Source organism: Blastococcus sp. SYSU D00820, assembly GCF_054050695.1.
In genome coordinates, this window is record NZ_JBJGZW010000020.1 from 57,652 (window position 1) to 80,435 (window position 22,784).

Annotated in this window: 20 protein-coding genes and 1 tRNA gene; 10 read left to right on the forward strand and 11 right to left on the reverse strand. The window is 73.2% G+C overall.

The window, feature by feature from the left end; all coding sequences use genetic code 11:
- Positions 1-8: 8 nt before the first annotated feature.
- Positions 9-656: a DUF4333 domain-containing protein gene (locus tag ACI79R_RS18490; RefSeq protein ID WP_456575122.1), complete on the reverse strand. Its 648-nt coding sequence runs from the start codon at positions 654-656 to the stop codon at positions 9-11.
- 355 nt (positions 657-1,011) lie between these two features.
- Here ACI79R_RS18490 and ACI79R_RS18495 point away from each other — a divergent pair, with 355 nt between their 5' ends.
- Positions 1,012-1,869, forward strand: coding sequence for an alpha/beta hydrolase (locus tag ACI79R_RS18495; RefSeq protein WP_456575123.1), 858 nt, complete (start codon positions 1,012-1,014; stop codon positions 1,867-1,869).
- A 25-nt stretch (positions 1,870-1,894) separates the two neighbouring features.
- Complete coding sequence (locus tag ACI79R_RS18500) at positions 1,895-2,764, forward strand: MBL fold metallo-hydrolase (protein WP_456575124.1); 870 nt, start codon at positions 1,895-1,897, stop codon at positions 2,762-2,764.
- Between the two features lie 58 nt (positions 2,765-2,822).
- On the opposite strand, the gene ACI79R_RS18505 is transcribed toward ACI79R_RS18500, so the two are convergent.
- On the reverse strand, positions 2,823-3,725 hold the full coding sequence (locus ACI79R_RS18505) for an NAD(P)-dependent oxidoreductase (protein ID WP_456575125.1): 903 nt from the start codon (positions 3,723-3,725) through the stop codon (positions 2,823-2,825).
- 381 nt (positions 3,726-4,106) lie between these two features.
- Between ACI79R_RS18505 and ACI79R_RS18510 the strand changes: the two genes are divergently transcribed.
- The 3 genes from ACI79R_RS18510 to ACI79R_RS18520 all read left to right on the forward strand — a co-directional run bounded on the left by ACI79R_RS18510 (position 4,107) and on the right by ACI79R_RS18520 (position 7,343).
- Positions 4,107-5,486, forward strand: a complete 1,380-nt coding sequence (locus ACI79R_RS18510; protein ID WP_456575126.1) for a M24 family metallopeptidase — start codon at positions 4,107-4,109, stop codon at positions 5,484-5,486.
- A gap of 104 nt (positions 5,487-5,590) precedes the next feature.
- A complete protein-coding gene (locus tag ACI79R_RS18515) occupies positions 5,591-6,796 on the forward strand; it encodes an acyl-CoA dehydrogenase family protein (RefSeq protein WP_456575127.1) in 1,206 nt (401 codons plus the stop codon).
- A 160-nt stretch (positions 6,797-6,956) separates the two neighbouring features.
- Positions 6,957-7,343: a RidA family protein gene (locus tag ACI79R_RS18520; RefSeq protein ID WP_456575128.1), complete on the forward strand. Its 387-nt coding sequence runs from the start codon at positions 6,957-6,959 to the stop codon at positions 7,341-7,343.
- 84 nt (positions 7,344-7,427) lie between these two features.
- Here ACI79R_RS18520 and ACI79R_RS18525 read toward each other — a convergent pair whose 3' ends face one another.
- From ACI79R_RS18525 to ACI79R_RS18535, 3 genes are read right to left on the reverse strand one after another with little or no spacing between them, the layout of a single operon-like run.
- Positions 7,428-7,949, reverse strand: coding sequence for a flavin reductase family protein (locus ACI79R_RS18525; RefSeq protein WP_456575129.1), 522 nt, complete (start codon positions 7,947-7,949; stop codon positions 7,428-7,430).
- Positions 7,950-7,992: 43 nt separating this feature from the next.
- A complete protein-coding gene (locus ACI79R_RS18530; protein WP_456575130.1) occupies positions 7,993-9,291 on the reverse strand; it encodes a dihydrolipoamide acetyltransferase family protein in 1,299 nt (432 codons plus the stop codon).
- Complete coding sequence (locus ACI79R_RS18535) at positions 9,291-11,477, reverse strand: alpha-ketoacid dehydrogenase subunit alpha/beta (RefSeq protein WP_456575131.1); 2,187 nt, start codon at positions 11,475-11,477, stop codon at positions 9,291-9,293. Before ACI79R_RS18535 ends, ACI79R_RS18530 begins: the two co-directional genes overlap by 1 nt.
- 201 nt (positions 11,478-11,678) lie before the next feature.
- Between ACI79R_RS18535 and ACI79R_RS18540 the strand changes: the two genes are divergently transcribed.
- The gene (locus tag ACI79R_RS18540) at positions 11,679-12,206 is read left to right on the forward strand and encodes a VOC family protein (protein WP_456575132.1); all 528 of its coding nucleotides are present in this window, start codon (positions 11,679-11,681) and stop codon (positions 12,204-12,206) included.
- Positions 12,169-12,900 carry a GntR family transcriptional regulator gene (locus ACI79R_RS18545; RefSeq protein WP_456575133.1) on the forward strand — a complete coding sequence of 244 codons (732 nt, stop codon included), beginning with the start codon at positions 12,169-12,171 and terminating at the stop codon, positions 12,898-12,900. The genes ACI79R_RS18540 and ACI79R_RS18545 overlap by 38 nt, the downstream gene beginning before the upstream one ends.
- 12 nt (positions 12,901-12,912) lie before the next feature.
- Here ACI79R_RS18545 and ACI79R_RS18550 read toward each other — a convergent pair.
- Positions 12,913-12,985 (reverse strand) — tRNA-Arg (locus tag ACI79R_RS18550).
- 176 nt (positions 12,986-13,161) lie between these two features.
- Between ACI79R_RS18550 and ssb the strand changes: the two genes are divergently transcribed.
- Positions 13,162-13,680: a single-stranded DNA-binding protein gene (gene ssb / locus ACI79R_RS18555; protein ID WP_456575134.1), complete on the forward strand. Its 519-nt coding sequence runs from the start codon at positions 13,162-13,164 to the stop codon at positions 13,678-13,680.
- 172 nt (positions 13,681-13,852) lie between these two features.
- A complete protein-coding gene (locus tag ACI79R_RS18560; RefSeq protein WP_456575135.1) occupies positions 13,853-15,307 on the forward strand; it encodes a glycoside hydrolase family 30 protein in 1,455 nt (484 codons plus the stop codon).
- Between the two features lie 12 nt (positions 15,308-15,319).
- Here ACI79R_RS18560 and ACI79R_RS18565 read toward each other — a convergent pair whose 3' ends face one another.
- From ACI79R_RS18565 to ACI79R_RS18580, 4 genes are read right to left on the reverse strand one after another with little or no spacing between them, the layout of a single operon-like run.
- Positions 15,320-15,604 carry an Hpt domain-containing protein gene (locus ACI79R_RS18565; RefSeq protein WP_456575136.1) on the reverse strand — a complete coding sequence of 95 codons (285 nt, stop codon included), beginning with the start codon at positions 15,602-15,604 and terminating at the stop codon, positions 15,320-15,322.
- The gene (locus tag ACI79R_RS18570) at positions 15,601-17,910 is read right to left on the reverse strand and encodes a response regulator (protein ID WP_456575137.1); all 2,310 of its coding nucleotides are present in this window, start codon (positions 17,908-17,910) and stop codon (positions 15,601-15,603) included. The genes ACI79R_RS18565 and ACI79R_RS18570 overlap by 4 nt, the downstream gene beginning before the upstream one ends.
- Positions 17,907-18,284, reverse strand: a complete 378-nt coding sequence (locus tag ACI79R_RS18575) for a response regulator (protein ID WP_456575138.1) — start codon at positions 18,282-18,284, stop codon at positions 17,907-17,909. The genes ACI79R_RS18570 and ACI79R_RS18575 overlap by 4 nt, the downstream gene beginning before the upstream one ends.
- Positions 18,281-20,251 carry an ATP-binding protein gene (locus ACI79R_RS18580; RefSeq protein ID WP_456575139.1) on the reverse strand — a complete coding sequence of 657 codons (1,971 nt, stop codon included), beginning with the start codon at positions 20,249-20,251 and terminating at the stop codon, positions 18,281-18,283. The genes ACI79R_RS18575 and ACI79R_RS18580 overlap by 4 nt, the downstream gene beginning before the upstream one ends.
- A 233-nt stretch (positions 20,252-20,484) precedes the next feature.
- Here ACI79R_RS18580 and ettA point away from each other — a divergent pair, with 233 nt between their 5' ends.
- Entirely contained in the window at positions 20,485-22,155 is a 1,671-nt protein-coding gene (ettA, locus tag ACI79R_RS18585) for an energy-dependent translational throttle protein EttA (protein WP_456575140.1), read from the forward strand.
- Between the two features lie 117 nt (positions 22,156-22,272).
- Here the strand turns inward: ettA and ACI79R_RS18590 are convergent, their stop codons facing one another.
- On the reverse strand, positions 22,273-22,716 hold the full coding sequence (locus ACI79R_RS18590) for a protein-tyrosine phosphatase family protein (protein ID WP_456575141.1): 444 nt from the start codon (positions 22,714-22,716) through the stop codon (positions 22,273-22,275).
- Positions 22,717-22,784 lie beyond the last annotated feature (68 nt).

Consider the following 22,784-nt stretch of genomic DNA (forward strand, 5'->3'; position numbering starts at 1 on the left):
GCGGCCGGTCAGACCGCCTCGTAGGTGATCGAGCCGTCCTCCGCGACGGTGACGAGCACGTCGATCGAGTCGCCGGAGTCGGGGAAGGTCGCCGTGCAGACGATGGGCTCCTGAGCGGCGTCCCCGACCAGCACGGCGCGGCCGTCGGTGTCGCAGGTGATCGCGACGTCGGCGCCGGGGTCGTTCTGCCCCTCGGCCTCCTGCAGCAGGAAGGCCTCGACCTCGGCGACCACCACCCAGTCGTCGTCGCTGGTGATCTCGACGTTGCCCTCGTCGTCGGTCTGCCGGACGGTGAACGAGGTGCCCTGCCCGTCGAGGACGGCGGTGCAGGTGAACGTGGCGCCGGCCTCGGCCTCCACGTCGGCGGGGCAGCTGACGTCCGTGGCGGCGACGCCGGTCTCCTCCTGGGTCAGCGTGACGATGCGCTCCTCCGCGGCGGCGGTGTCCAGCGTCGAGGTGCCGAGCACGAGGAAGGCGCCGACGCCCAGGCCGCCCAGGACGACGACCGCGCCGGCCACCGACCCGACGACGACCCCGGTCCTCCGGCGGGGCGGGGGCGGCGGCCCGTAGCCGGGGCTCCCGAGGGGCGGGCCGCCGTACGGCTGGGGCGGGTACTGCTGCGCTGCGTACTGCGGGTGGGACAGCTGCTGGGTCACGGGGTCCTCCGGGTCCGGTGCGGGGATGCGGGGACACCGTGGACCCGGGCACTCCAGCCGGACTTGCACGTCACTAGCAGCGACCGAGACGACTCCGACTGTATCCAATCGCTCCGGGCGGTCCGCCGGACGAGCGGCCTTCAGGTGACGCTTGACACCCTCAAGTCGCATGGAAGAGACTCGGCTCGTCGTCCGGACCGTGCGGCTCCGGACTGGATTGGATCCAACGAGGGCTGACCTCGGTCCCCCCGGTGATGGGTCGCCGGGCGGGCGAGGCCGTCCGCGTGGGCCGGCCGGTTCTCCGCTGCCCGGCCCGTCGGCGCGTCCCCCGATCCCGTTCCCGCGGAGGCCCGACATGCCCGCCCCCCTGTACCGCGACCTCACCACCGTCGAGGAGATCACCGCCCTCTACGACATCGAGGCGACGGTGCCCGACTTCGGCGCCTACGCCGCGGACTTCGTCGCCCGCAGCGCCGCGACCCGCGAGCGGCTGGGCGGCATCATCGACGTCCGCTTCGGCCCGACGCTGGCCGAGACGATGGACGTCTTCCCCGGCGGCGACGGCCCCCGGCCCACCGTCTTCTTCGTGCACGGCGGCTACTGGAAGGCCACCGACTCCAAGGTCTGGAGCTACGTCGCCGACGGCCTGGTCCCGCACGGCGTCACCACCGTGGTCTCGAACTACGCGCTGGCCCCGCAGGTCACCGTCGCCGAGATCGTCCGGCAGCACCGGGCCGCCTTCGCCACCGCCTGGCAGCGGGCCGACGAGCTGGGCATCGACCGCGACAACATCGTGATCGCCGGCCACTCGGCGGGCGGTCACGCGGTGGCCGCGCTGCTGGCCACCGACTGGGCGGGGGAGTACGGCCTGCCGGCGCAGCCGTTCACCGGCGCCGTCCCGGTGAGCCCGGTCTTCGACCTGCGGCCGCTGCCGCACTCGTGGCTGGCGCCCTACCTGCAGCTGACCCCGGCCGACGCGCTCGCGCTCAGCCACCTCGCGCCGGTCTCCCCGGTGCCCACCCACGTCGTCGTCGGCACCCGCGAGACCCCGGAGTTCGAGCGGCAGTCCACCGACTGGGCGGCGGCGGGCACGGCGGCCGGCCTGCCGGTCGAGGTGACCCTGCTCGACCACAACCACTTCACGATCCTCGACGAGCTGTCCGACCCCGAGGGCGTCCTCACCAGGATCGCGCTCGGCTACCTGGGTCGCTGACCCCCCACCCACCCTGAGGAGAGCCATGTCCCGCGACATCTCGATCCGACCGCTCTGCTACGCACACGTCGACCTGCCGCGGGATTTCTTCGGCGGCGTCCCGATCCACTCGCTCGAGGGCACCAGCACCTCGCCGATGATCTACGTCCTGCTCTCCCTGCAGGACGACGACGGCACGGTGCACCACCACCTCGTCGACGCCGGCTTCCGGGCGGAGAAGTGGATCAACCGGTTCGGCTTCTTCGACTACGAGACCCCGGCGCAGACGCTGGGCAAGCTCGGGGTGACGCCGGAGGAGATCGAGAGCGTCCTCCTGACCCACATGCACTTCGACCACGCCAACAACCTCGTGGCCTTCCCGAACGCGCACGTCTACGTGCAGTGGGACGAGTTCGAGGGGTGGACGAGGGCACTGGGCCTGCCGATGCACTTCACGCCCATGGGCGACGAGTCCTGGATCACCAGCTCCTTCGACCGGGACGACATGGAGATGTACGGCGCACTGCTGCGCGACCACCGTCTGCACTTCATCCGGGACGGCGACGAGGTGCTCCCCGGCGTGACCGCCCGGCTGGCCAAGGACGGGCACACCTTCGGCTCGCAGTGGTTCTCGGTGGAGACCACCGGCGGCCGCTACGTCATCGCCGGGGACTCGGTCATGTGGTACTCGAACGTCGAGGAGATGTGGCCCTCGGGCTACACCAACGGCAGCACCTACAACATGCTGATGACCTACGGGGACATCTACGAGGAGCTGCGGGGCGAGGTCGACAGGATCGTCCCCGGCCACGACATCCTGCTGTTCGAGCGGCACCCGAGCTGGAAGGACGGCCCGAACGAGCTCGCCGAGGTGCACGTCGCCGACTGGGACAAGAGCCGCCGCCCGCAGGACTGACCGCGTGCGACACCGCCCCGGACCCTCGTGCGGGTCCGGGGCGGTGTCGTCTCCGGGATCAGTCCTGCTGCTGCGGGGGCAGCGCCGGGGCGCCGGACCGGGCGCGGGTGATCTCCGCGACCGCGGCCCAGTCCAGCCCGGCGAGGGTCTGGTCGGCCAGCGCGGACTCGAACGCGTCGACGAGCACCGGTGCGGTGGCCAGCTCGACGCCGTGCGCGGCGGCGGCCTCCTGGGCGAGGCGGAGGTCCTTGCGGCCGAGGGGGACGGGAAAGCCCGGGGGTGCGTACCGGCGCTCGGCGATCATGTGGCCGTACCCGTCGTACACCGGCCCGGGGAACAGCGAGCCGTTCAGGATGTCGACGAACACGGTGGGATCGACGCCACCGCGCTCGACCAGGCCCACGCTCTCACCCAGGGCCTGCAGCGCGTGGATGATCGTGTAGTTCACGCCGATCTTCACCAGGTTGGCCGCGGCCGGGGTCTCCGAGACGTGCCAGACCTTCTTGCCGAGCTCCTCGAGCAGCGGCCGGACCCGCTCGAGGTCGGCGCCGGCGCCGCCGGCGACGATCGTGAGCTGCCCGGCCGCGGCGACCGGCGGCCGGCCCATGACCGGGGCGGCCAGGTAGCCGACGCCCGCTGCGGCGTGCCGCTCCTGCAGGCGGCCGGCGGCGGCGACGCTGATCGAGGCCATGTTCACGTGCACCGCGCCCTCGGGTGCCGCGGCCAGCGCCCCGGTGCCGAACACCGACTCCACGGCCGCGTCGTCGGCCAGCATCGAGATCACCACGGGCCGGGCGATGGCCTCCCCGGGTTCGGCCGCGCGGTCGGCACCGGCCTCGGCCAGTGCCTCGGCGGGGGCGGGGGAGCGGTTCCACGCGGTCACCCGGTGCCCGGCGTCGACGAGGCGCCGGGCCATCGCCGTCCCCATGGCGCCGAGTCCGAGGAATCCGATGTCGGTCATGTCAGGCCTCTGCTTCCGCGCGGTCCGGGGTGCTCCGGAGCCGTCCGGTGGACCCGGACGCCGGAGGCCTTCGGAGGATATCGAGCGAGCGGTGATCGTATCCAATCGTCCGGCGCGGACTCCGGCTGCCGAGCGCTCTCAGTGACGCTTGACACCCCCTCGCGCATGGTTGAGACTCCAGGAATCGTCCGAGCCGCAGGGCTCGGGACTGGATTGGATCCAACGGACGAGCGCGGCGCCCGCGGACGGTGGGTGACGGGAACGCGACAGCGTGCTCGCCCGGGAGGTCCCCGCCGGTCCCGCCGTCCCGGTGCAGCGGCCCCGGCGCACCGACGGAGACGACCCCGACCGGCGACCACGACAACCGAGGAGCGCGCAGGGATGAGCACGGCAACCCGAGGCACGATGGCCGTCGACTGGGAAGCCCGGGTGGACTACGACCGGCTGCGCGACGAGCGGCTCGCGCGGCTGCGCGCGAAGCTCGAGGAGTCCGACCTCGGGGCGCTGCTGGCCTTCGACTTCTCCAACATCCGCTACGCGAGCTCCGCGCTCATCGGCACCTGGGCGATCGACAAGCTGATCCGCTTCTGCCTGATCACCCGCAACAGCGACCCGATCGTCTGGGACTTCGGCTCGGCCGCGCGCCACCACGACCTGTTCAACCCGTGGCTGCACGAGACGCACTCGCACGCCGACGCCGATCCGCACGCGCCGCACCACGGCGCCACCCGCCCGCGGGCCGAGACCGGCGCCCGCGCCGGCATCTCGACGCTGCGCGGTGCCTTCCCGCCCGGCGCCGGCATCGCCGAGGAGCTCGCCCGCAAGGTCAAGCGGGAGCTGGAGAAGTTCGGGCTGGCGGACGAGCCGGTCGGCGTCGACGTGGTCGAGCTGCCGGTCCTCTTCGCCCTGCAGCGCGAGGGCATCGACGTCGTCGACGGCCAGCAGGTGTTCCTCGAGGCCCGCCGGATCAAGACGCGGGACGAGATCACCCTGCTGACCACGGCCTGCTCGATGGTGGACGCCGCCTACGAGGACCTGCACGAGTTCCTGCGCCCCGGCGTCCGCGAGAACGAGTGCGTGGGCCTGGTGTCCAAGCGGCTCTACGACCTGGGCTCGGAGTTCGTGGAGGGCGTCAACGCCATCTCCGGCGAGCGCTGCGCGCCGCACCCGCACATCTTCTCCGACCGGATCATCCGGCCCGGCGACCCGGCGTTCTTCGACATCCTGCACAGCTTCAACGGCTACCGGACCTGCTACTACCGCACCTTCGCCGTCGGCTCGGCCAGCCGCGCGCAGCACGACGCCTACCGGCGCGCCCGCGAGTACATGGACCGGGCCATCGCGCTCGTGCGCCCCGGCGCCACGACCGCCGACATCTGCGCCGTCTGGCCGGCCGCCCAGGAGTTCGGGTTCCCGGACGAGGAGGCGGCCTTCGCCCTCCAGTACGGCCACGGCGTCGGCCTGTCGATCTGGGAGAAGCCGATCTTCTCCCGGCTGGTCTCCTTCGAGAACCCGGAGGTGCTCGAGGAGGGCATGGTCTTCGCCCTCGAGACCTACTGGCCCTCGGCCGACGGCATCGGTGCCGCCCGCATCGAGGAGGAGGTCGTGGTCACCCGCGACGGCTGCGAGGTGATCACGAAGTTCCCCGCCGAGGAGCTCATCGTCACCGGCAAGCGCTACTACACCCTCGACGGTCCGCTGCCCGCTCTCCGCTCGTCGCAGAGCCACCTGAACACGCCCTGGGGCCGCGGCGAGGCCTGAGGCCCCCGTCGGGCCCGCGCGGGCCCGGCTCCGACCCGGGAGACGCCGCGGTCTCCCGACCCGCTCCACCGACCGAGACCCACCGAGTGAGGACCACGCCCGTGATGACCGAAGAGAAGTCGCACAACCCCGAGGTCGCCGCGCTCGTCGAGCGCGTCGACGCGATCCGGCCCCTGCTGCTCCAGAACGGTGTACGCGGCGAGCAGGAGCGCACCATCCCCGCCGAGTCGTACCAGGCCCTGGTCGAGGCCGGCGTCTTCCGGCTCTCGGTGCCCACCCGCTTCGGCGGCTACGCCGGCAACAGCCGCGACTCCGTGGCGGTGGCCCGTGCCATCGGCCGCGGCGACGGCGGTGCCGCGTGGGTGTTCGGCATCCTCAACTCCGGGTCCTGGGTGAGCGCGCTCCTCCCGCTGCAGGCGCAGGAGGAGCTGTGGTCGGAGACCCCCGACACCCCGATCTCCATCGTCCTGGCCGCGTCCTCGACGGCGGTCAAGGTCGACGGCGGGTTCCGGATCACCGGCAAGTGGGCGTACGGCACCGGCTCCAACCACGCCGAGTGGTCGCTGCTGGGCTTCCCCATCGTCGACGACCAGGGCACCGTGGTCGACCAGGGCCTGGCCCTGATCCCCACCTCCGACCTCAAGACCGAGGACACCTGGTACGTCGCCGGCATGAAGTCGACCGGCAGCAACACCCAGGTCGCCGACGACGTCTTCGTGCCGGAGCACCGGGTGCTCCCGCTCACCGCCGCCGTCGAGGGCACCTACCCGGCGTCGGGCCTGCACCCGGAGATCTCGTACAAGCCGGTCTTCGTGCCCGCGCTGTTCCTGCAGCTGGTCGGCCCGCACCTGGGCATGGGCCGCGCCGTCCTCGACAAGGTCATCAGCAGCGCCGACAAGAAGGCGATCGCCTACACGACCTACGAGCGCCAGTCCGACGCCGTCTCCTTCCAGCTGGCCGTGGCGAAGGCGACCCTGCTGCTCGAGACCGCCGAGGTCTTCGCCTACCGCATCGCCGACGACCTGTACGCCAGCGCCGAGCGCGGCGAGTACTACCCCTATCCGCGGCGGATCCAGATGCGGGCCGAGGCCGGCTACGCCGTCGAGTGCGTCACGCAGGCCATCGACGCCCTCGTCAGCGCGCACGGCTCGGCGGCCTTCGCCGAGGCCAGCCTCATCCAGCGCTTCTGGCGGGACCAGGCCACGGCCGCCCGGCACGGGCACTCGCTGCCGGCCAGCGGGTACGAGGCCTTCGGCAAGGTCCTCCTGGACCGGGTCGACGAGGCCAGGGGCATGCTGCCGGTCGTCTGACCGGCTCCGCAGTCCGCGAGCCCGCCGCCCGGCGCCACCATCGGCGCCGGGCGGCGGGCTCGGTCAGGATCGACAGACGACGGCGCGGCCGGAGCGGCCGCGCCGTCGATCGACACAGGTCTCCACCCTCCGGAGGTGGAGCCGTCACGGAAGGAACGTCATGGCAGAAGGTCGCATCACCCGGGTCCCGGCGCCGGTCATCCCCGGCATCTCCGACAGCGTGCGGGTGTCCGCCGGCGAGCTGGTGTTCGTCTCCGGCGCCGTCGGCTTCGAGGAGGACGGCTCGGTGCCGACCGACTTCTCGCGCGCCGTGGAGCTGACCTTCCGCGAGGTCGAGCGGGCGCTCAAGGAGCACAACGCGACGTTCTCCGACCTCGCCCGGATCAACGTCTACATCACGCATCTCGACAAGGAGAAGCTGACGATCTTCCGCGAGACGCGCGACCGGATCATCGACACCGACAACATCCCGGCCAGCACGGTCATCGGCGTCTACTCGCTGTTCAACGACGCGACGGTCGAGATCGACGCGATCGCGGCCGTCTGACCGCGCGCGACGGAACAGGCCCTGCCCGGCGGGAGATCCCGCCGCGCAGGGCCTGTCGCGTTCCCGGGGTGGCCGGGTGTACCGCTAGGCGACGTCGATGGAGTCGTCGGCCACCAGCTCGCGGAACCGGGCGCCGTGCCAGATGAGCGGCTCGTTGCCGGAGACGCCGGCCTTGTCCACCCGGAGCAGCACCATGCGGTGGTCGCCGGCGTCGAGCACGTCGTGCACCGAGCACTGCAGCCACAGCGCGGCGTCCTCGACGTAGACGGCACCGGAGTCGTCGACCTCGACGGCCACCTGCTCGAACCGCGCCGCCCGGTCGCTGCTGGCCAGCTTGCGGGTGAGCGCGCCCTGGCCGCGGCCGAAGATCGAGACGCCGAGCGCCGGGCTGCCCGCCAGGTGCTCCCACGTCTCGGAGGTCCGCTGCACCGCGACCGCGACCAGGCAGGGCTGCAGCGAGACCCCGACCATGAACGACGACGCCACGAGCGCGTGCCGCGCGCCGTCGCGCTCGACCGCCAGCACCGCGACTCCGGAGGGGAACTGGGCGAACGTCGAGCGGATCAGCCCGGCGTCGGCGTCGACGGCGCGGAGCTTCTGGGCCATGCGTCTCTCCTCGTGCCAGTTCGGGTCGCCGGGGCGGCGGGGGTCAGACCAGGATCGCCAGCGGGTTCTCGACGATCCTCGTGAAGGCCGCCAGCCAGCGGGCGGCCAGGGCGCCGTCGAGCACCCGGTGGTCCGCCGACAGCGTCACCGTCATGACGGTGGCCACCGCCAGCGCGCCGTCCTCGACGACCGGCCGCTGCTCGGCCGCGCCGACGGCGAGGATCCCCGAGTGCGGCGGGTTGATGATCGCGGCGAACTCGGCGGTGCCGTACATGCCCAGGTTGGAGACGGAGAAGGACCCGCCCTCGATCTCCTCCTGCCGGATCCGCCCGGCCCGGGCGCGCCCGGCCAGCTCGCGGATCTGCGCGGAGACCTCCCGCAGCGGGCGCTTGTCGACCGCGCGCACCACGGGGGTGAGCAGGCCGTCGTCGACGGCCACGGCGACGGCGACGTCGACGTCGTCGAACCGCCGGACCGCCTCGTCGGTCCAGATCGCGTTGGCCTCGGGCACCTCGCGGAACGCCGCGGCCACGGCCTTGACCACCAGGTCGTTGACCGAGATCCGCTCGCCGGTCGCCTCGGTGACCTGGCGGCGCAGCTCGAGCAGGGCGTCGACCCGGCAGTCGGCCCGCAGGTAGAAGTGCGGGATCGTCGTCTTGCTCTCGGTGAGCCGCCGGGCGATCGCCCGGCGCATGCCGGTGTGCGGCACGTCGGTGCCCGCGCCGGCGGGCGCGGCCACGGCCGCCGGGCGGGCCGCGGGCGGTGCCGGGGGAGCAGGGACGGCGGGGGCCGGCTCGGGCGCCCGCGGTGCCGGCGTCGCCGTCTGATGGCGCTCCAGGTCGCGGCGGACGATCCGCCCGTGCGGCCCGGTGCCGCGCACCCCGGACAGGTCGATGCCGCGCTGCGCGGCGAGCCGGCGGACCAGGGGGCTGGCGAACAGCCGGGCCGGTGCGGCGTCGACGGCCGGCGGTGCGGCATCGGCGGCCGGCGCGGCGGCCACGTGGTCGAGCTGCGCGGCGTCCTCCCCGGGGGTGCGGTCGGCCGCGTCGGGCTGGCCGCCGTCCGCGGAGCCGGCCGCCTGCAGGGCGGCGGCCGTGGTCTCGCCCGCGCCCGCGAGCACCGCGATGGGCGTGCCGACCGGCACCCGGGCGCCGACGTCGATCAGCGTGCCGGCCAGGGACCCGGCGACCTCGGCGGCGTACTCGACGACCGCCTTGTCCGTCTCGATCTCGGCGATCGGCTGGCCGACGGTGATCTCGTCACCGGGCTGCACCAGCCAGCTGCCGAGCACCGCCTCGTCGGTACCGGCCAGGACCTCCGGCATGTGGATGATGACCGGCATCACGCCTCACCCCAGTTCGCCTTGACGCGCTCGAGACCCGCGATGACCTCCTCGGTGCCGGCGATGGCGGCGCGCTCCAGCACCTTGGAGATGCTGGGGCTCGCCTCCCCGCCGGTGACCCGCTCGATCGGCTGGTCCAGCCAGTCGAAGAAGCGGCGCTGGAGCTCGTCGGCCAGCCACCCGCCGTAGGAGGTACCGCGGGCGCCCTGCTCGACGATCAGCACGTTGTTGGTCTTGCGCACCGACTCGCCGATGGTGTCCCAGTCGATCGAGGCGCGGTCCAGCCAGCGCAGGTCGATGACCTCGGCGTCGATCCCGGTGGCCTCGACGGCCTCCAGGCAGCGCTGCACCATCGACAGGTAGCTGATGACGGTGACGTCGGCGCCGGTGCGGCGGACGGCCGCCCTGCCCAGCGGCAGGTGGTAGTCCAGGTCGCCGGCCGGCACCTCGTCGGTGCGCCCGTAGAGGTCGATGTGCTCGATGACCAGCACCGGGTCCTCGAGGGTGAGGGCGGTGTTCATCAGGCCGATGTAGTCCGCGGCCGACGACGGCGCGACGATCCGCCAGCCGGGGGCCGTGGCGAAGATGCCGGCCGGGTCCATGAGGTGCTGGGAGCCGTAGCCCGAGCCCATGGCGACCTTCGAGCGCAGCACGAGCGGCACCGGGTTCTGGCCGCCGAACATGTGCCGGGCCTTGCCGATCTGGTTGAACACCTGGTCGGCGGCGACCCACATGAAGTCGGGGTACATGAACTCCACGACCGGGCGGAAGCGGCCGTCGAGGGCCATCCCGCCGCCGAGTCCGGCGAAGGCGTTCTCGCTGATCGGGGTGCCGAGCACGCGGTCGGGATACCGGCCGGCCAGGCCCTTGGTGGCGCCGTTGGTGCCGCCGGCGAGGCGGTGGACGTCCTCACCGAGGACGACGATGCGCGGATCCTCGGCCATCCGCCGTCCCATGACGTCGGCGACGACCTCCACGAAGCGGCGCGACTCGGTGCCGCCGGTGTGCTCGGTCGGGTCCAGCATCCGGACGCCGTCGAGCTCGCTGCCGTCGCCGCGGACGCCGACGTCGACGAACGACGGGTCGGGCCACAGCGAGGCGATGATCCGGCGCTTGCCGCTGCCCTCCGGGTCGTCCTCCAGCAGGTTGGACGCCGCGGTGCGCATGGCCTCCTTGGCCTGCTCGCGCACCTGCTCGATCTCGCGCTCGGTGAGGTGGCCCAGCGCGAGCATCTCGCGGGCCATGCGGGCCAGCGGGTCGCGGGCCCGCCACTCGGCCTCCTCCTCCTTGGAGCGGTACCCGAACGCGCTGCCCGGGTACGGGCCGTTCTGGTGGAAGAAGCGGTAGACCTCGGTTTCGATGAGGGTCGGCCCGCCGCCGGAGCGCATGACCTCGAGGGCCTCGGTGGTGGCGAGGTGGACCGCGAGGGGGTCCATGCCGTCGACCTGCCAGGCGGGGATCGCGAAGCCCAGGCCGCGGGCGGACAGCCGCGGCTCGGCGGTGGCCTCGCCGACGTGGGTGGAGACGGCGTAGAAGTTGTTCTCGACGAAGAACCCGACCGGGAGGCTCCAGGCCGCGGCGAGGTTGAACGACTCGAGGACCGAGCCGATGTTGATGGCGCCGTCGCCGAAGTAGGTCATGGTGACGTCGGAGGTGCCGGCGTGCCGCTGCGCCCAGGCGTTGCCCGCGGCCAGCGGCACGCCGCCGCCGACGATCGCGTTGGTACCGAGTGCGCCGGCCTCGAACCACTGCAGGTGCATGGAGCCGCCGCGTCCGCGGCAGTAGCCCTGGGAGAGCCCGAGGATCTCGGCGAGGGTGCGCTGCAGGACCTGCTGCACCTCCGGCTTCACGAGCGCGGCGACGTCCAGGGAGCCGCCGCTGGCGTGCGTGATCGCCTTGGCGAGGAACTGGTGGTGGCCGCGGTGCGAGCCGTTCACGGCGTCGCTGGAGCGCAGGCCGACGATGGATCCGACCGCGCCGCCCTCCTGGCCGATGCTGGAGTGGGCGGGGCCGTGCACCAGGCCCTCTCCGGCCAGTTCGAGGACGGTCTCCTCGAAGGCCCGGACGAGGTGCAGCTGGCCGAGCATGGTGGCGAGGAGCTGGGGGTCGGCCGCCTTCCAGTCCTCGGGGGTCGTCGAGAGCCGTACCCAGGACCGCGCGGGGTCCAGTGGCTGCTTCTCCGGCATCGTCACCCTCCAGGGGCAGGCGAACGGGTGTACCGGGGTCAACCTTAGGGACGGTTGGATACATTCACAAGCCCCGGGAGTGGCTCGCGGCACAGGCGCTCGCCCGGCAGCTTGTCGGCCTGTTCGCCTATTGAATACAATGATGGCTCTGGCGAGTCGACCAATCCGGCCGTCTCGCAGGCGGTTCGACCAGGAGGATCCATGGCACTCCCCGGGCTGCGCGGCACGGAGCACATCGGGTTCACCGTGCCCGACCTCGACGAGGCCGACCGGTTCTTCGTCGACGTCATCGGCTGCACGCGGGTGTACTCGCTGGGCCCCTTCGCCCACCCCGACTCCGACTGGATGCAGGAGCACATGAACGTGCACCCGCGCACGGTCATGCGGCGGCTGAACTTCTACCGGTGCGGCTTCGGCCCGAACTTCGAGATCTTCGAGTTCGAGCCGGCCGACGGGCAGGCGCCGCAGCCGCGCAACAGCGACATCGGGGGGCACCACCTGGCGTTCTACGTCGACGACCTGGACACCGCGGTGGAGTACCTGCGCTCCCGCGGCGTCCGGGTGCTCGGCGAGCCGACGGCGAGTCGCAACGCCAGCGAGGGTCAGCGTTGGGTCTACTTCCTCACCCCGTGGGGGATGCAGCTCGAGCTCGTCTCCTACCCTTCGGGCAAGGCGTATGAGAGGGCCAGCGATGTCATCCTCTGGCATCCCGCACGACCTGCCGAGTAGCAACGGCTGGGAGTCGCCGGATCCGATCACCGGGCTCACCGGGCACGGCACCACCAGCATGCGGGTCGCGGATGCGCTGCGGACCGACATCCTGGGCGGCGTGCTGCCCCCTGGCACGCGCATCCGCCAGGAGGAGGTGGCCGCCCGGCTGGGCGCCAGCCGCGTGCCCGTGCGCGAGGCGCTGCGCATCCTGGAGGCCGACGGCCTGGTGACCCTCGTGGCCAACACCGGGGCGTGGGTGGCCCGGCTCAGCCTGGCCGAGTGCGAGGAGGTCTACCAGATCCGCGAGCGGGTGGAGCCGCTCCTCCTCCGCTACGCCGCCCCGCACCACAGCGACGACCAGCTCCGGGAGCTGGAGGAGCTCGCCGTCCGCATGGAGGGCTCGGCCGACGTCGAGGAGTTCCTCCGGCGCGACCGCGAGTTCCACCTGCTGTCCTACCGCGCCGCGGAGACGGCGGTGCTCAGCGACCTGGTGCACCGGCTCTGGAACACCACCCAGCACTACCGGCGGGCGTTCGCCACGCGCATGGACCGCCGGTCGCGGCGGGTCGTGCACGACGAGCACCACATGATCACGACGGCGCTGCGCGACGGCGACGTGACCGGCGCCGAGCGGGTGCTCGAGGGGCACATCCGCCGCACGCGACGCGAGCTCGCCCGGCACCCGGAGATCTTCACGACCACGGGGGAGTGACCCGCGCGCGAGCGCGCCCGGCAGGGATCGAACCTGCGACCAAGTGCTTAGAAGGCACCTGCTCTATCCGCTGAGCTACGGGCGCTCGCGGGGGATCATCCCATCCAGGTCTCCCGTCCGGGCCCGCTGTTCTCCACAGGGCACGGCGGCGTCCACAGATGCTGCCGGAGCGTCCCCGCACGCCTTCTCGGCGACGACCGTCGACCGCACGCCGGCAAGGAGCCGGCCGCGCCGTCCGGCGCCGTGCACCCGAGGAGCACCGTGAACGAGACCGAGGTCACCGTGGTGGGCAACGTCGTGGACTCGCCCCGGCAGAGCCGTACCGAGAAGGGCAACGTCACCAACTTCCGGGTGGCGTCGAACTCCCGCCGCTACGACGCGTCGGTCGGCGGCTTCGTCGACGGTCCGACGCTGTTCATCGACGTCGCCGCCTGGAACGCGCTGGGTGGCAACGTGGCGCACAGCATCAGCAAGGGCGACGAGGTCATCGTGAAGGGCCTGCTCGCCACCGACTCGTGGGAGACCGAGAACGGGCGGCGCAGCCAGACCCGCATCAAGGCCATCGCCGTGGGCCCCAACCTCCAGCGCGGGTGGGCGACGTTCCACCGTCCCCAGCGAGCCGCGCAGCCGGCCGGTGAACCGCCGGCCGGCCCGTTCGACGACCACGCTCCGGCCCCGCCCTTCGACGACACGCGCTTCGACGCCGACGACGTGACCCCGGAGTTCGCCCCGGCCCACGCCGAGGACGCCGCCACCTCGGCGCTTCCCGCGCACCACTGACGCCGGCCGGTCGTCGCCGGGTACCGCACCCGGCGACGACCGGGGCGTCGTCGCGTCCCGTCCGACGTGGGACCGTGGTCCGGTCTCACCTCATGGGGGCATCAGGTCGGAGATCTCAGGAGCCGATGTCGATGGCAGTCGCCGCGTCGGTCGGCCGCGCCGGGAAGGACCCATGTCGGACAGCCGTCGCACCGTGCGGTCCCTGGTCGTCACCGCCGGCCTGCTCGCCGCCACACTGGTGACCGGTGACCTGATCGGGCACGGTGTCGCGACCGTCGCCGCTGCACCCGCTCCTGGCGACTCCGTCCAGTGGTGGCTGACCACCGGGGACGGCGCCCGCCTCCTCGCGAACATGGCGCCGGTGGCCTTCGGCCCCGACCGGAGCCCGGCCGGTGCGGTCACCGTCGACCAGACCCCCGGTCAGGCGGTGATCGGTGTCGGGGCCGCGCTCACCGAGTCCTCCGCCGTCCTCCTGGGTGCGCTGCCGGCGGCCCAGCGGGCCGAGGTGCTGGAGTCCCTCTTCGACCCCGTCCGGGGCGCTGGGCTGGGCGTCCTGCGGATCCCGCTCGGTGCCAGCGACTTCGCGCTCGGCGACTACACCTACGACGACGTGCCCCCGGGGGAGGTCGACGAGTCCCTCGCCGCCTTCGGCATCGACCGGGAGCGCGAGCACCTGCTGCCCCTGCTCACGGAGGCACTCGCTGTCAACCCCTCGATCCAGGTGGTGCTCACCCCGTGGAGTGCGCCGGCCTGGATGAAGACCTCGGGCAGCACCCACGGCGGCCGACTGGCCCCCGGCCGCGAGGACGTCTACGCCGCCTACCTCGTCCGTGCCGTCGCCGCCTTCCGCGAGCAAGGCGTCCCGGTGACCACCCTGACCCTGGCCAACGAGCCCGGGCACGAGTCGGCCGGCTATCCCAGCATGCTCGTGGACCTCGCCCAGCAGGCCCGGGTGGCCCTCGAGGTGCGGCGCCTGCTGGACGACTCCGGTCTGACCGACGTGGGGATCCTCGCCCACGACCACAACTGGGACGGCGCCGAGGCGGCCACCGCGCTGCTCACCGGTGCGGCGGGTGACGCCTACCGGGGCGCGGCGTTCCACTGCTACGCCGGCGACGTCGGCGCCCAGTCGTCGGTCGCCGCGGCCGCACCGGGCGCCGAGGTGTGGACGACGGAGTGCTCGGGCGGGAACTGGTCCGATTCCTGGGCCGGTGACCTGCGCTGGGGGGCGCGGCACGTCCTCGTCGGCGGCTTCCGCAACCGGTCGTCGGCGGTCCTGTGGTGGAACCTGGCCCTCGATCCCTCCGGCGGGCCCGCCAACGGCGGCTGCTCCGGCTGCCGGGGCGTCCTGACCGTCGATCCGGCCACGGGTGCGGTCGCACGGTCGGTGGAGTACTGGCTGCTGGCGCACGCCGGCCGGTTCCTGCCCCCGGGTTCGGTCTGGCTGGGCACACCGGAACGTACCGCCGCCGGCGTCGAGTCCGCCGCCTTCCTCACCCCGGCCGGCGGCCACGTGCTCCTGCTGCTGAACGACGGCACGGCCGACGCGGACGTCGTCGTCCGGGCCGGCGGGCGGGCGGCGTCCCTGCCGGTCCCGGCCGGGGGTCTGGTCACCGCCACCTGGTGAGCGGCAGGGTGGTCAGTCCTCGACGGCCGCCCGCAGCCGGGCCGCCAGCGCCTGGAGGCCCGCCGGGTCCTCCGGCGCCCCCGTTCCGCCGAGCGCCTCCTCGATCCGGCGCGCGAGCACCGAGCCCTCGGGGCGGCCGTAGCTCCCGAGCGAGCCCGCGAGGTTGTGCGCCGCGCGCACCGCCGCCTCCCGGCTCACCGCCGGGTCGCCGTCGAGGTGGTCCTGGATCACCGACAGGCGCTCGGTGACCAGTGGACGGAACCGGGCCCACAGCCGGGCCACGGCATCGGCGCTCACCGCGCCGGCTCGCTGGGCGTCGCCTGCGGTGTGGCCCGCGGGGTGACCTTCCACTCGCGCTCGCCGGTGAACTCCTTGATCTGCGCGACGCGGGCGATCACGTTCTTGAACTCCGTGTAGAAGAGCGACGAGATCAGCAGGTACCGGAGGAACCAGCCTCGCTGGCGGCGGATCTCCGGCGCGGCCAGCCGCCGGGCGAAGACCGTCTGCCCCGGGCCCACCGAGGCGGTGAACAGCGTCGTGAGGAGGAAGACCGGCACCAGCCAGTCCAGCCGGTCCAGCCCGCCTTCCCGCCAGGCGAGGAAGCCGATCACGGGGAACATCTGCAGCGAGATCCACGGATAGACCTCCCGCCAGCCCAGGAGGAACGTCATCCCCAGCTTCTGCCGCACCGACAGCGCGCGTGACCGCCAGGCCAGCGGCAGATGCTTGAGCGAGACCTGGAACCAGCCCTGCGCCCACCGCATCCGCTGGTTCCACACGGCGGTCACGGTGGTGGGTCCCAGTTCCCGGGACACCAGGTGGGGATCGGAGGCGATCCGCCCTCCGGCCTCGACGACGCGCAGGCTGGAGTCGATGTCCTCGGTGAGCATCGAGCCGTGCATGCGGATGCGGCGCAGCAGGTCGGTGCGCCAGTAGCCGTTGGAACCACCGAAGATCCCGAAGCGGTGGAGCCGCGCGCGCCCGGGGTGGCTCACCGCGTAGATGGACTCGAACTCGACGGCGATGGTGCGGGCCATCCAGGACGCGTCGCCGTTCCGGATGACGCAGTGCCCCTGGACCACGTCATAGCCCGAGGACAGCCACCGCCACGCCCGCCGGTAGGAGCCCGGGTCGGGATGGTGGTCGGCATCGAACACGCCGACGAACTCCCCGGTGACCTCCGCCAGGGCGGCGTTGACGTTCTGCGCCTTGGAGGTCGAGCCCTCGACCTTGAACGGGACGAACCGGGGGTCGCGCCGGGCCAGCTCCGCCAGCGTCTCCTCCACCGGGAGTGGCCGGGGGGTGTTGTAGGCCAGGACGATCTGCAGGTCGGCCGGGTAGTCCAGACGCAGGAACGCCTCCACGGTCTCCACCACGGTCGCCGCCTCGTTCGGGAGGTAGGCGGCGATGACGGCCGACGCCGGCGGGTACGGCGACGCGGGCTCGTCGGGCGGCTGCTCCGGCCGCAGCGCGAGGAAGCCCTCCGCCCAGATCGAGGCCGCGGTGATCAGCAGGGCCGCGACCACGAGGGGATAGGTCACCCCGCTGATGTCGATCCCGAGCCGGTAGAGCCCCAGGTGCACGAGGAAGGGCACCAGGATGCCGACGAGCAGGGTCACCAGCACCTGCACCGGTGTCCGCAGCCGGGTCCGCAGCCGGGTGAGGGCCCCGGCTCGGGACCCGGCCGGCCGGGGCGCGGTGGCCTCCAGCTCCGGGGTCCAGCGCACCGGCCGGAGGTCGAGGTGGGCCCAGGCCGCCTCCGCCGCCAGCGTCGCCCGGCCGAGGAGCGTGTCGGCGGTCCCCGGTCCCAGGGGCGCCCATCCGACGACCGGGGTCACCTGCACCCGCCCGCCGGCGACGGTCAGCCGGTCGCCGGCCAGCCGGGCCGAGATCTGGTCCAGGCGGGCGGCCGTGGCGGCCTCGTCGGTCTCGGGGAGGAGGAGCACCAGCCGGCCGCGGTCGTCCCGGCCCACCTGCTCCAGCGGTCCCGCGTCGGGGGCCAGCCGGCCGACGACCTGGAGGAGCAGCTCGTCGTCGGCGCGGGCGCCGAACCGGCTGCGCAGCAGGTCGCGCTCGGCGATCTCGATGACGGCCACCGCGGCGGGGCGCGCCGTCCGCCCCCCGCGCACGGCCTCCCGCTCCACCTCCTCCCGCGTGCGGGCGGGGCTGAGCACGCCGGTGCGTACGTCCCGGACGAGCTCGTCGACCGGCACCGGCGGCCGGTCGACCTTGGCCAGCACCCGGCCCACGAGCTCGTCGAGGTCGAAGGGCTTGCGGACGTAGTCGTCGGCGCCCAGCCGCAGCCCGGCCAGCACGTCCTCGCGGCCGGTCCGGGAGCTGAGGAACAGCAGCGGCACCCGCCGGGTGGCCGGTTCGGCGCGCAGCCGGCTGACCAGCGCGAAGCCGTCCATCCCCGGCATGTTGACGTCGGAGACGATGACGTCGGGGACGGCCTCGGCCAGCCGGGCCAGCGCCTCGTGCCCGTCCGCGGCGGTGACCACCGTCATGCCGGCCTCCTCGAGGCCGGCGCGGACCAGCGCGGTGACCATCTCGTCGTCGTCGACCACGAGGGCGGTCCGGCCGCCGCCGGAGGGCGCGGTCACGACGACCACCCCAGGACCTCGCCGAGCTGCTGGTGGAGGGTCATCGGGTCGAACGGCTTGGCGAGCACGGCGACGACGTCGAGCTCCTCCAGCTCCCGGAGCTGGCTCCGCTGCACGCTGGCGGTCAGGAAGACCACCGGGACGCCGGCGCCCGCTGCGCCGGAGCGCAGGGCGGCGAGGGTCGCCGGGCCGTCCATGCCCGGCATCTGGACGTCGAGCAGCACGGCATCGGGGCGGACCTCCTCGGCCAGCCGCGTCGCCGCGTCGCCGGACTCCGCGACCACGACGTGCAGCTCGCCGACCAGCTCCAGGGCCATCCGGGCCAGCTCGCGGATGTCCGGCTCGTCGTCGACCACGAGGACGGTGCGCGTCATGTCTGCTCCCCTCCGCTCGGATCCGGAGGCGCCGCGGGCAGCACGACGGTGAAGGTGCTGCCCCTGCCCACCTCGCTGGTCAGCTCGATCCGCCCCCCGCTGCGCTCCGCGATGCCCTTGGCGATCGACAGCCCGAGGCCGGAGCCCGACCGGTTCCCGGCGGGGTCGTCCACCTGCCGGAACCGTTCGAAGACGGACTCCAGCTGGTCGGCGGGGATGCCCGGGCCCCGGTCGCGGACGGCGGTGCGGATCTCTCCGCCGCGGCGCTCGACCGCCACGGTGACCGGTGCGCCGCGGTGGCTGAACTTCACGGCGTTGCCGACGAGATTGGCCAGGACCTGGGCCATGCGGTCGGGGTCGACCTCGACCGTCGTGGTCCCGTCCCCGGGCGCCTCGGCGGTGAGGTCCACCCCCGCGACCTGGGCGACCGGCTGGAGCGCGGCCACCACCTGGCCGGCCAGCGCCGCCATGTCGGTGGGGACCGGGCGCAGCGGCATGCGACCGGCGTCCAGCCGGTCCAGGTCGAGGATGTCGTTGACCAGGGTGGTGAGGCGGTCGGCGTTGCGGCGCGCCATGTCGACCAGCGGCTCCTGCGCGGGCGTCAGGGGGCCGGCGACCCCGTGCGCGAGCAGCGACAGGCTGCCGGTGATCGAGGTCAGCGGGGTCCGCAGCTCGTGGCTCACCACGCCCACGAACTCATCCTTCAGACGCTCGACCTCCAGGCGGTCGGACACGTCGCGGAACGTGGTGACCGCGCCCAGCAGCTCGGCGCCGTCCAGGATCGGCGCGACGCTCATCTCGACCGGCACCGGTCGGCCGTCGCGGCGCCAGAAGACGTCCTGCCGCGCCTCCACCGCGACGGCCTGGCTGATGGCGCGGTGGGTCCGGCACTCCGCGGCCGGGAACGGGCTGCCGTCCGGATACGAGTGGTGCGCCACCTCGTGCAGCGACGAGCCGACCAGATCGGACTCGCGGCAGCCCAGGATCCGGGTGGCGGCGGGGTTGGCGAAGACGACGACGCCGTCGCGGTCACTGCCCACGATGCCGTCGCCGGCCGAGCGCAGCACCATGGCGGTCACCCGTTCCTGCCGCCGGAGCCCGCTCTCGGCGTCCTGCACGGGGCGGAGGTCCCGGGTGAGGAGCAACCACTGGTCGGCGTCCGCGCCCTCCAGGCGGGTGACGGTGATCTCCACCGGGAACCGCTGGTCGTCGGTGGCACGCCCGGTCGTCTGCAGGCGGGTGACGGCGGTGCGGTCGTCACGCCGGCGGTGGGCGAACGGGGGCCGGTCCGGGGAACTGCCGGGCAGGATCCGGCCGAGGTCGGCGGCGCCGTCGCCGGCGAGGCCGAACATGGCCGAGGCGGCGGCGTTCTCCGGGCGGACGGTGCCGTCACCGTCGACGATCAGGACGCCCTCCGGGGCGGCGTCGAGGAGGCGGCGGAACCGGTACTCGCGGTCGCGGAGGCGGGCGACGAGGTCGTTGAGGGTCGAGTTGTTGAGCTCCGCCTCGGCCCATGCGGCCAGCTCGGCCAGCACCTCGCGCTGGTCCTCGGTGAGCTCCCGGGGCCGGGTGTCCAGGACGCACAGCGTGCCGACGGGGACACCTCCGGCGGCGAGGGGCTCACCGGCGTAGAAGCGCACCCGCGGTTCGGCGGTGACGAAGGTGTTGTCGCGGAACCGCTCGTCGGCGGTCAGGTCGGAGACCTCCAGCCGGCTGCCGGACTCCACCGAGTGCCGGCAGATGCTGTCCTCCAGGGGGGTCCGATCGGCCTCGATGCCGTGCCGGGCCTTGGTCCACTGGTCCTGGCCGGTGACCAGGTTGACCATCGCCATGGGCACGCCGAGCAGCCGCGCAGCCAGCCGGGCGATGCGGTCGAACCGCTCCTCCGGGACGGTTCCGAGCACGCCGGTCCCGCGCAGCGCCCGGTCCCGCGCGGCGCCCGCCTCGGACTCCGGACGACCCGACATCCCAGCGACGCTACCGGCGCGGAAACGGACCGGCCGGTCCGCAGCGGACTCCGTGGACTACCGGCCCCCGCCGGTGCGTTGCAGCTCGTGCACCCCGACGCGTCCCTCCGGGAGCCGGTCCTCCACCGACCGGGCCCGGACTGGGAGGATCGGGAGGAGAACGCAGGGGGCGGGGCCGGTCCGGCCGGCCCCGCCGCCCACACGCGAACCCGACGGAAGGCCTTCGAAGCCCAGTGGCTCAGTACATCTACACCATGGTCCGCGCGCGCAAGGCGCACGGCGACAAGGTGATCCTGGACGACGTCACCCTGTCGTTCCTGCCCGGCGCCAAGATCGGCGTCGTCGGCCCGAACGGCGCCGGCAAGTCGACCGTCCTCCAGATCATGGCCGGCCTGCAGCAGCCGTCGAACGGCGACGTGATGCTCGCGCCGGGCGCGTCGGTGGGCATCCTGCTGCAGGAGCCGCCGCTGAACGAGGAGCTCGACGTGCGCGGCAACGTTGAGGAGGCGGTCAAGCCGCTGCGCGACGCGCTGACCCGCTTCGAGGAGGTCAGCGCGGCGATGGGGGAGCCCGACGCCGACTTCGACGCGCTGCTCGCCGAGCAGGGCGAGCTGATGGAGATCATCGAGAACGCCGACGGGTGGGAGCTCGACGCCCGCATCGAGCAGGCGATGGACGCGCTGCGCTGCCCGCCCGGCGACGCCGACGTCACCGTGCTCTCCGGTGGTGAGCGCCGCCGCGTCGCGCTGTGCAAGCTGCTGCTCGAGGCGCCCGACCTGCTGCTGCTCGACGAGCCCACCAACCACCTCGACGCCGAGAGCGTGGCGTGGCTGGAACAGCACCTGGAGAAGTACGCCGGCACCGTCGTCGCCGTCACCCACGACCGGTACTTCCTCGACAACGTGGCCCAGTGGATCCTCGAGCTCGACCGCGGCCGCGCCTACCCCTACGAGGGCAACTACTCCACCTACCTGGAGACCAAGGCCGCCCGGCTCAAGGTCGAGGGCGCCAAGGACGCCAAGCGGCAGAAGCGCCTCAAGGAGGAGCTGGAGTGGGTCCGCTCGGGCGCCAAGGCCCGGCAGGCCAAGAGCAAGGCCCGGCTGGCCCGCTACGAGGAGATGGCCGCCGAGGCCGACAAGTACCGGAAGCTGGACTTCGAGGAGATCCAGATCCCGCCGGGCCCGCGGCTGGGCAACGTGGTCATCGAGAGCAGGGACCTCACCAAGGGCTTCGGTGACCGCCTGCTGATCGACGACCTGACCTTCACGCTGCCCCGCAACGGCATCGTCGGCGTCGTCGGCCCGAACGGCGCCGGCAAGACCACGCTGTTCAAGATGCTGGTCGGCGAGGAGAAGCCGGACGACGGCGAGATCAAGGTCGGCGAGACGGTCAAGATCTCCTACGTCGAGCAGACCCGCAGCGGCATCGACCCGAAGAAGACCCTGTGGGAGGTCGTCTCCGACGGCCTGGACCACATCAAGGTCGGCAACGTCGAGATGCCGTCGCGGGCCTACGTCGCGGCCTTCGGGTTCAAGGGCCCCGACCAGCAGAAGCCGGCCGGCGTGCTGTCCGGCGGTGAGCGCAACCGGCTCAACCTCGCCTTGACCCTCAAGCAGGGCGGCAACCTGCTGCTGCTCGACGAGCCGACCAACGACCTCGACGTCGAGACCCTCAGCAGCCTGGAGGCCGCGCTCGAGGAGTTCCCCGGCTGCGCCGTCGTGGTCAGCCACGACCGGTGGTTCCTCGACCGCGTGGCCACCCACATCCTCGCCTACGAGGGCGAGTCCAGGTGGTTCTGGTTCGAGGGCAACTTCGGCGACTACGAGAAGAACAAGGTCGAGCGGCTCGGCCCCGAGGCGGCCCGCCCGCACCGGGCGACCTACCGCAAGCTCACCCGCGACTGAGAAAGGACCCCCTCGCCCCCGGCACTCGCACGCTCGTGCCGGGACCCTGCGAGGGGGCCGGTCCAGCACCTCACGACCGGCCGGCCGGAGCGCGTGCTCCGGCCGGCCGTCGGCGTCTCAGGGCTCCGTACCGCGGGGAGGGAAGTCCGCGACGAAGCGCGCCTGCCGCCGGGTCTCGACCGCGCGGGGCCGGTAGGCGTGGCGGACGAAGGCCACGGCGTCCCCGGGCGGCACGCCGTCGAGCACGGCCAGGCAGGCCAGCGCCGTCCCGGTGCGACCCGATCCGCCGCCGCAGGCCACCTCGACCCGCTCGGTCGCCGACCGCTCCCACGCCTCGGCCAGCGCCGCGCGGAGGTCGCCTGCGTCGGCGGGCAGCCGGAAGTCCGGCCACCGCACCCAGCGGCTCTCCCAGCCGAGCACCGGCGGGGGTCGGCCGAGCAGGTACACGCCGAAGGACGGCAGCGGGCCGGCGGGCAACGGCCGGCGCAGCCCGCGGCCGCGCACGCGGCGGCCCGAGGGCAGTTGCACCACGCCCGGCGCGCGCTCCTCCCAGCACTCCACCGGGGAACCGTAGGACGCCACGCCCGCCCGGCGTCGACGGCACCGGCGCCGGTGCGGCAGGGTGTCGG

Excerpts from the sequence above, each read along its gene's own strand:
- ACI79R_RS18500 (WP_456575124.1), top strand. The coding sequence starts at position 1,895 with ATGTCCCGCGACATCTCGATCCGACCGCTCTGCTACGCACACGTCGAC.
- ACI79R_RS18505 (WP_456575125.1), bottom strand. The coding sequence starts at position 3,725 with ATGACCGACATCGGATTCCTCGGACTCGGCGCCATGGGGACGGCGATG.
- ACI79R_RS18575 (WP_456575138.1), bottom strand. The coding sequence starts at position 18,284 with ATGACGCGCACCGTCCTCGTGGTCGACGACGAGCCGGACATCCGCGAG.
- ACI79R_RS18515 (WP_456575127.1), top strand. The coding sequence starts at position 5,591 with ATGACCGAAGAGAAGTCGCACAACCCCGAGGTCGCCGCGCTCGTCGAG.
- ACI79R_RS18495 (WP_456575123.1), top strand. The coding sequence starts at position 1,012 with ATGCCCGCCCCCCTGTACCGCGACCTCACCACCGTCGAGGAGATCACC.
- ACI79R_RS18580 (WP_456575139.1), bottom strand. The coding sequence starts at position 20,251 with ATGTCGGGTCGTCCGGAGTCCGAGGCGGGCGCCGCGCGGGACCGGGCG.
- ACI79R_RS18560 (WP_456575135.1), top strand. The coding sequence starts at position 13,853 with ATGTCGGACAGCCGTCGCACCGTGCGGTCCCTGGTCGTCACCGCCGGC.
- ACI79R_RS18530 (WP_456575130.1), bottom strand. The coding sequence starts at position 9,291 with ATGCCGGTCATCATCCACATGCCGGAGGTCCTGGCCGGTACCGACGAG.
- ACI79R_RS18520 (WP_456575128.1), top strand. The coding sequence starts at position 6,957 with ATGGCAGAAGGTCGCATCACCCGGGTCCCGGCGCCGGTCATCCCCGGC.
- ACI79R_RS18525 (WP_456575129.1), bottom strand. The coding sequence starts at position 7,949 with ATGGCCCAGAAGCTCCGCGCCGTCGACGCCGACGCCGGGCTGATCCGC.
- ACI79R_RS18510 (WP_456575126.1), top strand. The coding sequence starts at position 4,107 with ATGAGCACGGCAACCCGAGGCACGATGGCCGTCGACTGGGAAGCCCGG.
- ACI79R_RS18540 (WP_456575132.1), top strand. The coding sequence starts at position 11,679 with ATGGCACTCCCCGGGCTGCGCGGCACGGAGCACATCGGGTTCACCGTG.
- ACI79R_RS18535 (WP_456575131.1), bottom strand. The coding sequence starts at position 11,477 with ATGCCGGAGAAGCAGCCACTGGACCCCGCGCGGTCCTGGGTACGGCTC.
- ACI79R_RS18545 (WP_456575133.1), top strand. The coding sequence starts at position 12,169 with ATGTCATCCTCTGGCATCCCGCACGACCTGCCGAGTAGCAACGGCTGG.